At 45.2% G+C, this 14,445-nt stretch carries 9 protein-coding genes; 6 read left to right on the forward strand and 3 right to left on the reverse strand.

From position 1 onward, the window contains the following. Positions 1-4 precede the first annotated feature (4 nt). The 6 genes from BN2106_RS13875 to BN2106_RS13900 all read left to right on the forward strand — a co-directional run bounded on the left by BN2106_RS13875 (position 5) and on the right by BN2106_RS13900 (position 11,959). Complete coding sequence (locus BN2106_RS13875; protein ID WP_050699154.1) at positions 5-1,528, forward strand: methylation-associated defense system protein MAD7 family protein; 1,524 nt, start codon at positions 5-7, stop codon at positions 1,526-1,528. Further along, positions 1,525-7,122 carry an ATP-binding protein gene (locus tag BN2106_RS13880; RefSeq protein ID WP_050699155.1) on the forward strand — a complete coding sequence of 1,866 codons (5,598 nt, stop codon included), beginning with the start codon at positions 1,525-1,527 and terminating at the stop codon, positions 7,120-7,122. The genes BN2106_RS13875 and BN2106_RS13880 overlap by 4 nt, the downstream gene beginning before the upstream one ends. Beyond that, positions 7,115-7,948, forward strand: coding sequence for a hypothetical protein (locus tag BN2106_RS13885; RefSeq protein WP_050699156.1), 834 nt, complete (start codon positions 7,115-7,117; stop codon positions 7,946-7,948). Before BN2106_RS13880 ends, BN2106_RS13885 begins: the two co-directional genes overlap by 8 nt. Before the next feature lie 15 nt (positions 7,949-7,963). Next, on the forward strand, positions 7,964-9,175 hold the full coding sequence (locus BN2106_RS13890) for a M61 metallopeptidase family protein (RefSeq protein ID WP_050699157.1): 1,212 nt from the start codon (positions 7,964-7,966) through the stop codon (positions 9,173-9,175). Then, positions 9,103-9,927: a hypothetical protein gene (locus BN2106_RS13895; protein ID WP_207641729.1), complete on the forward strand. Its 825-nt coding sequence runs from the start codon at positions 9,103-9,105 to the stop codon at positions 9,925-9,927. The genes BN2106_RS13890 and BN2106_RS13895 overlap by 73 nt, the downstream gene beginning before the upstream one ends. A gap of 109 nt (positions 9,928-10,036) precedes the next feature. Beyond that, entirely contained in the window at positions 10,037-11,959 is a 1,923-nt protein-coding gene (locus BN2106_RS13900; protein ID WP_050699159.1) for a hypothetical protein, read from the forward strand. Positions 11,960-12,256: 297 nt separating this feature from the next. Here the strand turns inward: BN2106_RS13900 and BN2106_RS13905 are convergent, their stop codons facing one another. From BN2106_RS13905 to BN2106_RS16840, 3 genes are read right to left on the reverse strand one after another with little or no spacing between them, the layout of a single operon-like run. Continuing rightward, positions 12,257-12,463 carry a hypothetical protein gene (locus tag BN2106_RS13905; protein WP_050699160.1) on the reverse strand — a complete coding sequence of 69 codons (207 nt, stop codon included), beginning with the start codon at positions 12,461-12,463 and terminating at the stop codon, positions 12,257-12,259. Further along, entirely contained in the window at positions 12,448-13,104 is a 657-nt protein-coding gene (locus BN2106_RS13910; RefSeq protein WP_050699161.1) for a hypothetical protein, read from the reverse strand. Before BN2106_RS13910 ends, BN2106_RS13905 begins: the two co-directional genes overlap by 16 nt. Further along, entirely contained in the window at positions 13,094-14,440 is a 1,347-nt protein-coding gene (locus BN2106_RS16840; protein WP_050699162.1) for a hypothetical protein, read from the reverse strand. Before BN2106_RS16840 ends, BN2106_RS13910 begins: the two co-directional genes overlap by 11 nt. Positions 14,441-14,445 lie beyond the last annotated feature (5 nt).

Below are 14,445 nucleotides of genomic sequence, written 5' to 3' on the forward strand. Positions count from 1 at the left end.
ATTAATGAAAATGTATCCTGATGTTGCAATTAGGAAGAAAGAATATCCTCTCCAGAGTATTCTTTTTGGGCATAGAATTCAACCGAGTCAGACGAAGTATGAGTACTTAATTGAGTTTTTCCAAGTCGCAATTGCCAAAAAGCGCAGTGGGAATGGTCCTAATGGAACCACCAGTTTTGTGATTGAAGAAATGTTTCCGATTGTACAAGCGGCAAATGGTCAATTTGAGTATTCCCCACAGCTCCGAATCGGGTTAAAACGTTTTATTTTCCTCCCGAAGAGCAAGCTGGATGGTAAGGCTGAAGTCGATAAAGTAGCCTATCGTGAATGCGTAAAAGCGCTCGAAAAACAAATGGTTGGCGGGAATGCCCTAACGAAAGAAAACAGTATTTATGTAATTCAAAATCTTCTATGCGGGTTTAGTGCGGTCAACCAGAGCCGATCTTGGTTTGATCAAAATGTCCTTCCCATATGCCCGGAAGTCATTCTTCCTGAGGGGATGGGTGTTAAAAGCAAGCGGCAGACGATGGAGTTCGACGTTAACAATACAGCCGTTGACGAAGAGTTTGACTATCATAAATATACATATATGTGCCGCGGCGGCGAGGTGTATTACCTACATCTGCTGAACGCAGTTGCTGAGCATCCTGAGTATAAGTCGCTTATCGAATCTCGGTTGCATGAGATGATTACCAGTTTCCCACAGTTCTCGTATTTGTGCAATTTCATTCAGAACACCTGGGAAACATACTATACAGCAAGCAAAGATGTTAAATCAGAAGTGAAAAAACTTGGCGCAATACCAGCTGTTTTTTCGCAACGCAATGGGCAGACACTTAGTGAGTTGAGCAACTTTTTGAACAGTAAATCTCATCCGTTTGAGAAGATGGAGACGTTTGCGAACGGCATTATTCTCCAAATTATGAGAATGATGTATGTTGCCGCTTCAACCGACCAGGAGAGCAACTGCTGGGTAATTGATGCTAATTGTTCTGGCTATGAGAATGTAGAAGCGAAAAAACGTGCCATATCTGCTTTCAGGCACAATGAGGAAGTTATCAGCACTTATTTATACCAAAACCTTCCCCAATACAGATATCTTCTTGACGATAAGAAGGATGATCAAACTATCATTAAGGATGCCGCAAATGATTCATACCGTCTATTTCGGAAACTGGGCAAAATGATTGGTGTCATTATTCCAAATTCGGGAAAGGGAATGCGGTTTTCTTTGTCTGAAGATATTATCAAATTCCTGGTGTTGTCCATTATTCCGCCAAAGCAAATGGTAACGCTTGATGAGTTTGTTGATTTGCTGTATCAGCATTTTGGCATGGTCATCGGACCGGATCAATATCAGATAGAAATGGATCGTGGATCAGTTTCCAACGTCGGTGACCTTTCTTTCCTCAAATCAAATCTCCAGGCGTTTGCTCAAAAACTAAAAGACTGTGGGTTTCTGAGAGACTTGTCTGACGCAACGTCTATTGTAGAAAATCCCTATGAACAGGAGGACTCTAACGAATGAAACAACTCATCTCAGTAATTACTGCCCAGATCCTCCGACAGGTCAAAGAAAACGAGATCAATATGGTTCGCTTAGAAAACTTTGATGATCCGGTTATTTATAAAGCAGTATGTGAAAATCTTCGCGACAGTGCCAAAATCTCTAATTTTGTTGCAAAACTCACTCATGAAAAATACAGTCAATTCACAGAACGTGCTCTGCCAAACTGGGCGCAGTCTATCCAGTTTCTCCATCAGGGTGCTAATTCTGCCTACTTTGAAGAGCGATCGCCCGAATATGAAAAACTAAGCTATGTTGATTTTGAGCAAGCAATTACTAAATGGAGAAATGAACCACCCAATATGCCCGCAGGGCAAACGTCTCTTATCCTACTTATGGGAACTGATGCCGCCATCGATGATGCCGGCAGCTTAGGGGACACCACTTTTGTAATTTCTCCTCGGGAAATCATTTCATTACTTAGTTCAAATTATAGTGAATGGTTCTCAAGTGTTCTTAATGAGAGCTCCTATAATAAAGACGAGGCGCAAAAAGCAATTCATACCCTTTATCGTGCACTGTTCGCAAATATTAATGTAAATATATTCCGACTAAGCGCATTTATTGATAGTCTCCATGAAATGAACTTTGCATCTTGCCAGGATTTGGTAGGACATATTTGTGAAACATTTAATGAGACTTGGTCCATACCCAGCATTATCGACTCAAAGTATGTTCCGAGAGTTAGCAGCCTTAGCAAAGGTAATTTGACAGCTGCAAAAATAATTACAAATGCGTATCGATTCATTGAGCGTGCAGATGACATCCCATCTGCATCTGCGGTGAAGAAGCTTCATGTACAATTTGAAAAATATGCAGACCAGCAAGATTTGGATATCACATCACCATTCCCTGCCGATACTGGCCTATTTCAGAACTATTACGACTTCGAAGAATGCGTTATCAATTTTAAGCGCGGTATTGATTTGAATACAAATCGCTCGAAATTACTTCAGGTCGACTATTCAATTATAGAGCGAATCACAGGGACTAAATTGCCAAAAGAACCATCAGAGAAGACTCCTGTGATAACAGGCGCCCCAATGGAAGCATATTCACATATATTCTTATATATCGCAGATAAGTTTTATGCGGGCTTTCGCTCCTATCCTACGCATTATAAAGTTCAAGTAGACAGTATTTCGTTGTCTGATTGTATCGATGACAACAAAGAAGATGCATTTAGAAACGTGTGTAATTTTTTGGGCGGTATCCTTTCCTTCTATAATAGTTCCAACCTTATGTATGAAGATGAGTCGGTTGAATTTGCATATGACAAGGATATGGATCCTTTCGATTTCAAAAATCAACAACATGTGATTGAGCGGGTGAAAAGCACGGGAAAGTGGGGAGAACCTTGCAAAATCCATTTTACCGTTACGGCATCTAATGAAATATATTCTCATAAATATGAGTTTAAATGGGCGTTTTCTCCTTATACGCCTTGGTTAAATGCGTTTTCATATCTGGGAGATGTTCTTTTTCGCAAGGGCGACAGCTATACTTTGCCAACACTGGTTATCTGCAAAAATATCCAAGATTACTTGCGTTGCGAAAGTGAAGACGAGTTTTATGCTCAGCTCAACCAGGTAAATGATGAGGTCGTATATAGAGAGCATTGCAATGAGATTTATCGGTATTTTACAGGCAATACTGTTACTGCTGTTTTTGATAAGCTTTGCAATGACTTTAAGGATTTTTCGATTCAACTGATAGACCACGGATTTTATGCTGCCCTGGATTTACTGAGAAAAGTGGTAGCAACGTACACCGAATTGATGCAGTACATCCAAACAAATTATAATGGGTTTACTGATGTGCAAAAAGAGAAAATCGCTCTTCTCCTTAACTGTTTCATGATTGCATCCAACGTCAATGTGATTGAAACGTGTAATGTGGGTGAAGTTCTGTTTCCGGCATATCATCCTGTTATGCTGGAGAAAATTGATGCACAGCAGCTGTTTCTCCGTGATGGATTTGCAGAACTTGCTTCCTCCAAAATGGAGGGAAACGTTCTTCAGAATACGGTCGTCAGCAAGCTCGAAAGTTTGGGGCAGCTTTCGTCCATAACACAAGGTGCGGATTTTATCGTTAAAGGGCAGACCACAAATCTCACTTGTAAAAGTATGTGGGAGTATTATGGGGTGTACTTTGACGCCGACATATCTAATGAATTAATTTCTGGAAAAGCCTTTGGTAACGCCATAGTAACTGATGACGAAGACGCATCGGCAATGCTTCATACTACACCGGTGTCCGATATTGTTGTGCGAAATGTAATGGATTATATCCGCACATTTCCAGCTCGTGTTGACGGGCTTAATATTGCATTTATTGCACCGACTGATATGCAGCATATTGTGGCTGCTATTCATTCCATTGCAAAGCAGTTAGAAACTAATGATACGCTGGCAACCATTAACCTCAGGATTATTTGCCTTAATAACAAGAGGAACTCTGCAACCTATCTTAAAAAATGGCTGGATAGCTATTTTGATGATGAGCGCAATATCAAGGTAAATACATACTTGCGAAACATCACAATCAGAGACAAATCTGATGCTGATGTCCTGGAAGACTTGTTGAGATATTACGATCTCTGTTTTAATTATGATATTCTGCAAGGCGCAAATATTTGGTTTGACCGAAGCGGAGACGAAATCATTGACAAAGATCACGCTAAATTCCCTATGACTTTTACACCAGACACAATTTCCGCAACGCATGGAAAATCGAGAAAAGTAAGCATTTCTCAGTTTCAATTCCTGGCCGCCAAAGAGCATACGCAAGCAAACTATATCGTTTCTCACCCCAACAGTCTGTCAGGTGTATATCGTACATTCCGAACACTCGAACTCAGGGAAATTCAAAATCACATTATTGAGATTGCCCACGATACTTGCAAGTGGGTAGTATGTATTGATCCTGCTATTGACCGCAAAATGCTGGAAACTACAAAGAGCAGGATTATTGGCTTTACAACTGGTGAAGGTAGCTATGGCGAATTAAATGTGACCGTATCTGCCAGGAAAGATATTCTTGGCGATATAAAGCAAATGCTACAAAAGCGAATCCAAGAGAAATTCACCAACTGGGATGAAGATCGACTGCAGATGGCCGCAGAATATTGTGTTGATAACCTGTCTCAGTTTATGGATGGTAGCCGAATTTTGAAAGCCTTGAACCCTTATGATTACGAGATTCATAGCTTCCTGGCCTACATTCTCACTATGCAGATGTTGGGACTAACTGAGGCTAATGATAATTATGCAGTCAGGGTGCTTGTCAGCTTGGACTCTCATAAGCATTGGTTTGCCGATGATGATGAACTCAGTAAGGATAATAAACGGCCTGATTTTGTGCTCATTGAAATTCCAAAGACGTCAGGGAATTTAGATCCATCTGAAGATCTTAGCATCAAGATAAAGATTATCGAATGCAAAATGGGATTTAGAAACGGAAGCCATATCGAAAAAGCAGAGGCACAATTAGAAAAGGGGTTGCGTACCATGAGCTTGAATTGGGACCCCAGCAACACCAGTATTATGCATCGTTACTGGCGCAACCAACTCTACCGCGCAATCATTTTCTCCCCTCTAAACCTTGACAACACTTCGGTGGAGTATAATGTAATTCGCAATAAGATTTATGGGATCCTCAGCGGAAAATATCAAGTCGAGTGGACCGGAGATATCTTTGCCTTTTGGCTGGATTCTAACGCTGATAGTCCGGTCGAGGAAAATATTGATTCTTCGTTACCGGACGAATTGTCCGAGCATGGCGTTGCTCTCAATGAAATGATATGCCATTACTGTGGCCAGATGTATATTCAGAAGATGTTGCTTCCGCCGGAAGAGCGTACAGCAACATTTATTCATAATGATATTGCGAGCTCGGAAGGCCAAGACAATCTTGTCGATGACGATGAGGAAGAAGCAGCAGACCCATCGGCTCCTATTCCAACAGGAGAAAGCATTCCGCGTGCTACAGAAGTTTATCTGCCGTTTTTGCATTATTTGGCGGACGGACAAGACCACACCCGCCAAAGCTCTCTTGCGTGGTTTGCCTCGCATTTTTCCATTAAGCCTGAAGATCAGAGCATCACCTATGATAATGGCCATTATAAGTGGGAAACTACCCTTGATGCAGTCATTACATTTTTCAGAAAGAATGGTGTGCTGGAAAACCGTGAGCTTGCATCGTTCCATCTGACGAAGTTCGGACACAGCTTTGCTGCTGTTGCAGAAAAGCTGCTTATATCCAGGTCGTTTGAGGCCGCTATTAATGCGCATAAAGAAGCGTATTCATGCGCATTGTTGCCCGAAAATCTGAGTGACGTAGAAGATAAGCAACAGAATATCGCAGATGAGATTCCAGGAAAGGGTGAAATAGCTGTAATGCCTCAGCTTCCTGCTGATGAGAAACCGGCACTGGCAGAAGCACGCTTTTTGATTGGCGAAGACCTGCGAACAAAGGAAAAATTTTATTGGGAGTTTGGAAATAAGAGTCTCAATAATAGACATCTGCTGATTAACGGCAATTCTGGATGCGGAAAAACCTACTGTATCCAGACGCTCCTGTTGGAAATGGTGCATTCCGGGATTTCCGGCGTTGTATTCGACTATACAAGTGGATTTACGCCAGACAAGCTGGAACCTGCTTTTGTGGATGAGCTTGGTGAAAAAATTCAGCAGAGGGTTATCTATATTGACAAAATCCCTGTCAACCCGTTTGCTAAGCAAATCATAAAGGTTGGTGGCCGGGAAGTGCCCGAGGGTGACACATCAGTCGCAACAAGAATGGCAAATGTGTTTACTACCGTATATGGTTTTGGTGGTCAGCAAAAGAGTGCTCTCTATAAAGCAATAAGGAATGGTCTGCAGCACCATAAAGAAGCCATGTCATTTTCTTGTTTGGAAGATGAATTAAATGATGTGAATGCAAAGCAGGCAGAAACTGTTCTAAGTAAGATTCAACCGTTCCTTGACCTTGCGCCCTTTGCAGAGGACGAAGACTTCAGCTGGAGTTCGATCAGAGATAGTGAGGGCATGGTGTATATCATGCAACTTGACGGATTTGATCGGCCTACCCAGCTATTGCTAACGGAACTCTTGTTGTGGGATATCTGGAACTATTGTGTAAAAAACGGCAATGAAGATCATCCTTTCGTAATAGTTTTGGATGAAGCACAGAACTTGAGCCATGCTGCAGAATCGCCAAGTGCAAAATTTCTCACGGAAGGACGAAAATTTGGCATCTCTGCTTGGTATGCGACGCAGTTTATGAAGTCGCAACTTTCCGATGATGAAATTCAACGGCTCCAGCAAGCCGGACAAAAGCTCTACTTCTGTCCACCGGACGAGGGGGTCATGACTGTTGCAAAGAATATCGACATTGATACCCAGGGGGCTAAAGAATGGGCCCCCAGGCTTAAGGCATTGAAGAAGGGGGAATGTGTTACCTGCGGGAATATGATTAGAAATGGTAAGTGGGCTAAGTATGAGCCACGAATTGTCAAAGTTACAAGCCTACAGGAGAGACTTAGCCATGATTAGTACTTCTGTTTTAGAGTTTCATGACACATTTAAACCGGAAATGATTTATATTGCCAAACTACTGCAGTTAGCGTCTGAGTGTTTCACGGGCAGCAAGTCAGAAATCAGTGAGATCAGCGGCATTCCAACCGGCAAAAGCAGTGGGAAAGTCGTCCCGCATATTAAATACGCAGCCTTTATGGGGCTAATCGATTATACCCACGAAAAAGGTTTATACTCCCTGAAACTAACTTCACTTGGTAAGGAGGTCTTCGTGCAGGATGCTTACCTGCACGAAGACCTTACCGGGTGGATATGTCATTACTGCATGACGAGAAAAGTGTCTGGCGCTCCTCAGTGGGTATTCTTAATTCACGAGGTACATCCTAGTTTTGGGGAAGAACTCAGCCAAGAACGACTTTTTGATCTGGCAAAGACTTGGTGCGATGCGACTCCAGCAAATATGCAAAAAAAGGTCTTCTCTGTTGTAAAAGGAAGCTATTCTGAGGGGTGCTTTGAGCGGCTTGGGTTCTTAGATTGGAATGACACCATTATGTTCCACGAGCAGCCCGAAAAGCTGGAACTGACATTTGTTTACGCTTATGCCCTTTTTGATAGTTGGGAGCGCCTTTTTCCAGAGAAAAGAGAAATTACCAGCTTAGAATTGAAAGAAACACTTGGCTTTGGAAAAACATTTGGTTTTAATGAAGATGAATGTAATTATGTAATCGATTCTTTGAGTGATGAGGGACTATTGACAATCAATAAACAGTTATACCCTGCTACAATTATCCGAACGACAAATGCGGACAACATGATTCCGCATCTGTATAGCCGCCTGTTATAGGCTGATGGAGGCAGTATGAAGGTTAACGATTTGGTAAGCTTCAGCAAAGAGAATTTCTTTAATGGAGCAGTTCAAACTGAATGGTTTTATGATGCTGAGAAGGTGAAGACCATATCAGCAAGTTATGTTTTTCATGGACCTAAATACTACGGCGTATCCAGCGAAGACGTCAAGCCAGGAGAATACAGGCTGATGGATACTGCCTCCTTTACAAGAAATATAACAGATAAGTTGTACGCTGATCATCCTGGCAATAGTTTTGTCATGACCATTGCTGGATATGGCACTGGTAAGTCGCATTTGGCTGTAAGCCTTGGTGCGATGTTTGCGGGCATATCGTTAGTCGCAGATGTTGTAGTTGATAATATCTTAGCCGCAGATACGGAAATTGGGACATATATCCGCCAGACCAATACAAAGAAAAACCTTGTAATTGTTCTGAATGGTATGAACAATTTTAATTTGGATGCTGAGGTTCTTCGTTGCGCACGGCTATCCCTTGCGCAGCATGGAATAAGTGACGAGTTTCTAAAGCGTTTAACCAAGTCGTATGATATTGCCCGGTATTTTGTAGATCGGACTTTTGAAATTTATCAGAATCAATTTGAGCAGGCATCTTACAAGACGGGGCTATCTCTTAGTGGTGCCTCACTAAAAAACCACTTAGTTTTACATGTTGAAACAGACAGTCAAGTTCTTAATATAATCAATGAGGTCTATTCCTTAGTGAATGCAGACAGTATTGCATGGGATCGTGGCCTTTCAGCCGGTGACGTACTCTTGGCGATTCAGGATGAGCTTTGCGGCAAGGGCAAACCCTTTAATAAGATTCTGCTGCTTTTTGATGAGTTTGGACGCTATATCGAGTATACAGCAGCAAACCCAACAATTGCTGGCGAAGCTGCGCTCCAACAAATATTTGAAGCAGCACAATCCGCAAACGGAAAAATCATTTTTGTGGGATTCATTCAGAGTGAACTGGAGGCATATCTTGCTCGGATTGAGAAGACATCCAACATTACACGATATTTAGAACGATACCGTACGGCAAGTGAAAATTTGTTTTTGTCCTCAAATTTTGAAACCATTCTCGCCAATATTCTAAAAAAGTCGGATCCTGACTTTAGCAAAGTTATTGGGGGATTGCAGAAGAGATGTTTGAGACTGTATCCCAAATTGAAATTGATGGGACCTTTTTGCCGTATGTTTACCCCTGGCAGATTGTAGACTCTGGTATCTTTTTTGAAATGCTAAATTCCGAAGAAAAGGGCCTTGTTACGAGCCAGTATTGTATGTTGTATCGTGATATCCTTGTGAAGATCGGCGACAAATTATCGGATTTGGAGAAAACCGTCCTTAAAGCCGTGTTAGTTATTAATATAGGGCGGATGGCGTTTTATGATAAAGACGATGCACTCCTTGCAATCCGGCATTGCTCAAACCTTCAAGATGATGAGATAAAACACGCGCTGAGGTCTCTCGATGAAATGCACGGTGTTGTGTCTTTCGATGAACATACTAAGACATATGATCTTATTGCAGAGGCAAATGGCTACAATGAATTTAAGCGGATATTTGTCAGATATAGAATGGGCGTAAAGTCGACTATTGCTGATATAGATGAAGCCGTCGGTAAACTTCTTATGCTGGGCGCGCCAGTAGAAACATCCTTTGCTCAAGATCACCATATTTCTTCTACAGAATGGGCCTTTAACAAGTATTTAATAGATAGTCGCGACATCAGCGAAGGTTACTTAACAAGGGCGATTAGATCTTCTGTTGAGAACTGTGACGGAGAAAATCCAAGGGGCGTCTTGTTGTATGCATATTGCTCCGAAAATATTGCGACTGAGATTTTGAGGCTTAGCCAATTATATCGAACGCTTTCTCTTAAAAACTACCCTATAATTATACTGTTTCTGGACGATCATGAAAGCGAAGTCCTTACAGCCCTAACAGTCAAAAAAAACACTACTTAAGTTCTCGGCACGTGATAAGGAGAAGTTTGGCAAACACATAGCTGATCAGCAGAGATCGCAAAACAACAAAATTTGCCGCAAAATTACAAACTGTCTATCTAAGCGAGTTATGATTAGCGAAGATGGACCTGTTAACTACGCAGTTCGTATCAATGCACTTTGTTCCCAAAGGCTTGAGCAACTGTATACAAAGGCGGTCCCATTTGCTTTTGATGGATTTGAGAATAAGTCAAAGGCTCAGGCAAAGACAACGCTTACGACTGTGTGCTGCTACCTGTATAACCGCACTTTAATGAATATACAGGTTTATAATTCGCTTTCGCCAAAAGACAAAAACCGCGTCAATTCTGTGTTATCAATAGCATCTGCGTATGCATGGAAGGTGTTTGATAGTCAGTGCCAACTCGTAGCACCTGAAAATCCCCTAATTTCTGAAATAATTGACGATGTTGTTCAAACCCTGGACGACGGCGAAAGGTATACCGTATATCAGCTGTTCTATAAGTTTGCTCAGCCACCCTATGGCATGAATGAGAATTCAATTTCTTTGCTTGTTTCTTATTTTACAGCCTTTTATGAAAGTCGCTATCACTATTATTATGGAACAGATCGGTTACTACCAGCTCATTGGAGCAGCGACAAGGGCAAACTCAAAATACCCGAGCTGCGTAAGGTTGCCATTAAGAAGAATGCCAATGCCGGAGTAGATGTCATTTCAGCACTTTGTGAAGAGATAATGAAAAACACAGATGTTGATGTGTGCCTTCAGTTAGAAGAAAAACTAATGCGGTTGATTGAGCAAGAGGGAGAGTCTGAATCTAACAAATATAAAATAGCGCAAGCAAATATTTATTTGGATAATGGGATTCGCCTTTCCAAAATGATTTGTGAGAGGTATCTTAAAGTACGAGTGCACATTGATGCCCAATTGCAGAATTTTTCCATTTTATCTTTTGTAAAAGTATTTGACATGATGCCAGAAATCACAGATACAATAGAGAATGGGTTGAATTACCAGTATAACGAAAAGTATAAGGCGGCAGTTAAACAGTTGCAAAATGATGTTCAGCAAATTCTGTCACGTAATTATATTTCCACACTTGAAAAAGTGAGCTGTAAGATCACAGAGCTCTCGCAATTTAAAATGCGATATGGCCAAGCTGCATCTATCTTGAGAGCTAATTGTTGCGACGCATATGCCGAAGCCACAGAACATAGAATTAGGGACGTAGAAACGAACCTGCTTGCAAAGCAGAAATACGAGAGTTCACTTGTGGATTTTGAAAAAGATCTTACGCAAAGTGTGAATACAACCAAATATCAGGATTGCGAAGATATGATTCAAAGGCTTGGGGCATGGATTTCTTTTTTCGAAGAGACAAATGAACTACCCGCGAACATTTCCGAACCGCTACTTGAGCGAGCTGAACATGCTATTAAAGATATCCAGCGAAAAAAAGAAGCAATTTTAGAAGACTTCACACAGACTATGGATGCGGTACATTATGCAGAGACAACTGTTGCGCTGAAGCAACTTAACTTAAAGCTTGAGAACTATCTTCAGCTGCAGCTTGATGAAACCCTTCAAAATGAAATTTTGAAGATGCAGGAAACAATTATTAATGCACTTGTTGCAATTGAAAGCCTTCCACGTGATGTGGATGCGTTGACAGAGTCTGTGAACTTAATCACTGCAGAAACAAATGGATGTTGTTGGAAGGCAATAAGGCTTGGTGCTGAAACGCTTTTAGCAGAACTCAAAAAACAGCAAGATGATTGGCTGAAAAGATTTATTGACGAGGCAGAACGTAGCTATGCTGAAATGACGGCTCACGAGTGCCAGAACTGGCTTGACAAAACAGAACTCATACCGCCATTTTTTCAGAAGTCTGCGCTGGAGCGTGTCCGCCGTGTTCGTGGACTTGTAGAAGCACGGCTTCACAACAGCAGGGTTGAAGGTTTGATAGCAGCGTACGATTCCTTGACTGTTAGCGAAAAAGAGAAGTTTAAGGCCCTACTTGCAAAACGGTAGATTTTATTTACAGAGGTATGGGAACAACTATTGAAGATTGAAGTCTGCTTAATTATTTTGCAGGCAAAAGATTATCGGATGGCGTACTGAAATTTGAACTATTTAGAAATCTTGAATCGTTCAGGCTGAAGCAGTTGTCAGGCCGACCGCAAGGTCATGTGAACTGTCCGGATTTTCCGGATAGTTCACACGGACGCTGGCTGAGGACGCAAATAAGCCGAAGCAGCACACTCAAATCCTGCGCCGCTATAAACAAAGAAGAGGACCGGCCGAGGCCGGTCCTCTTCTTTTCGCTCTTTACGGCAAATACTCCTCCTGCACCCGGTAGCGGCTGACGCCGTGGGAGTTGGTGCACTGGATGATCTCGGGCGGCAGGAGATGCAGGTATTTCCGGCCAAAGTTGGTGTCGCCGAAGAAGCAATCGAAGTTGGTCACGGGGAGGACCACCCAATCGCTGTCCTCCGGGCGATTGGCCGCATAGTAGGCAATCAGCGTGTGGAGCACCTGAGTGGGCAGTTTCTCCGGGCGGAGGCCCCCGTCAATTCTCCCGGAAGCTCCACCTCCATTTGGCGTAGCGGACCCAGCTCCAGGGCATCGGCCAGCACATCGTCAAAGCGGAGGGTCCAGGCCCCGTCGGTGCTGGGGGCAAAGGCTGGCGTCTGAAACTGGCGAACCTTGTCCCGCCACTGGGTGTCAAATTTCCGGTCCAGAGTCTTTGCCGCATCCGCGTAACTTTTCCGCACCAGATTGGGGTGCTCTGCGGCGAAGGCCATGGCCCCGTGGAAGTGGCGGCAGAACCAGCCCCATACCGCTTCGTCCACCAGCTCCGGGAACTCCTCATGGAGCGGGGCGAAGTCCGTCTGGTACTGCCAATCCTTCTTTCTCTGCCCTGGGACGCTGCACCAGGCGCACAGGCCCCGGCGGGCCGTCTCGATGCGCACCCGCGGTTCACCGGGCAGCACCGCACCGTTTCCGTCGTGGAACAGGAACCCCCGGGCCAGGATGGTCAGGATGCGAGAGAGGCCGCTGAAGTCCCGCAGGGCCTCAAAGGTGAAGCGGCCCAGCCAGGTGGCATCCTGCTTGCCGGCGGCGCGGTAGGCGACCGGGCCGGTATAGTCCAAAAACTCCTGCCACTCATTCAACATAGGGCACCTCCAACACGTTGGGCTCCAGGGCGTCCAGCAGCAGCTCCCATAACAGGTTGCGCCTGCCCAGCGCCTCCACATAGCGGACGTCATTCACCGGCTTCACGATCTCCTCCAGCAGCGCCCGGCACCGGCTGGCCGCCACCTCCCAATAGCGCCGGGGCTCCCGCTGGCAGTCCTCCATCATGGCGGCATAGGCCGGGGAGTCGCCGGGGCGCACCAGCTGCTTACGCTCCTGAGCAGTGTTCTCCTCATGAATGTCGCAGAGCAGGTCGCCCAGGATGCGATAGCCGCCGCAGCGGAAGTCGGAAAACAGATCAAAGAGAGGCTCCAGCTCCGGAAGCCAGGTCAGGAGGAACCGCTCCCGCTCATCTGGACTCAGGAACTGCCAGCCCTCCTGACGCAGGGCCTCCAAGCTCGCCGCCACCCGCTCCGGTGGCAGGGCCTCCAGCTGGGCGTACAGCTCGTCGGTGTCCCAGGCATCCTCCTGCCCTCTGGAAAAGAGGATGCGCTCGATGTCGTTCTTCCGCCGCTTGGCGCGGATGGGCGCGCGGCAGGCCTGGATGCGGGAGAGGCAGGCGGCATAGTCCCGGAGCAGGGCGTCGATCCGGGCCAAGATGTCCCGGTCCAGCTGCTCCTTCCAATCGGGACGCTGAGCGAAGATGAACAGCTCGCTGTCCGCGGCGGGCTTTGCTTTGGCGGCCGGGGTATGCCACTCCAACTGGCGGGCCAGGTAGGGCAGCCGCTCCACGTTGGCGGCCACCTGCGCCCAATCCGTCTTCTCGAAAAAGGCCTTGAGCCGCTGGCGGTGGGTGGGCTCATACCAGGCACGGCGGGTCTCCGCCTGTTCCATCAGGTTCTTGTACTGTAGAAAGGGCGTCCGCTGCACCTTGCGGTATATCAGGTACTCGTCCAGGTCCGGGCGGACACCGCTCTTGGCGGAGTCGATCTCCAGCCCCGTCAGGATGGCCCGCAACTCCGTCTCTTCCTGGTAGCGTTGCCGCTCCTCCGCGTCGGAGTTTTCGTTGTAGGCGACAATGCTGCGGTCCAGGGCGGCGTTGCAAATCTGTCCCACCCGGGAGGAGAAGGTGCTGCGCACGGTCTCAAACCGGGCCTCCCAGTCGTTGGCGTCGCGGATCAGTGGCTCCGCTGCCGGAATCATCAGCAGCGGGATGTTCTCCTGATTGGTGAGGGACTTGTGCTTTTCAAAGCGGTACAGGTCATAGTTCCTGCGGACGCAGGCGTTAAGGATCGGGTCGGCCACGGTCTTAATCATGTCTCCATCATAGTCCGCGCCGCCCAGCCGCTCCGCCGCCAGCCCGCTGAAATCCACCATGACCA

The organism is Anaeromassilibacillus senegalensis (assembly GCF_001261775.1).
Lineage (GTDB): Bacteria > Bacillota > Clostridia > Oscillospirales > Acutalibacteraceae > Anaeromassilibacillus > Anaeromassilibacillus senegalensis.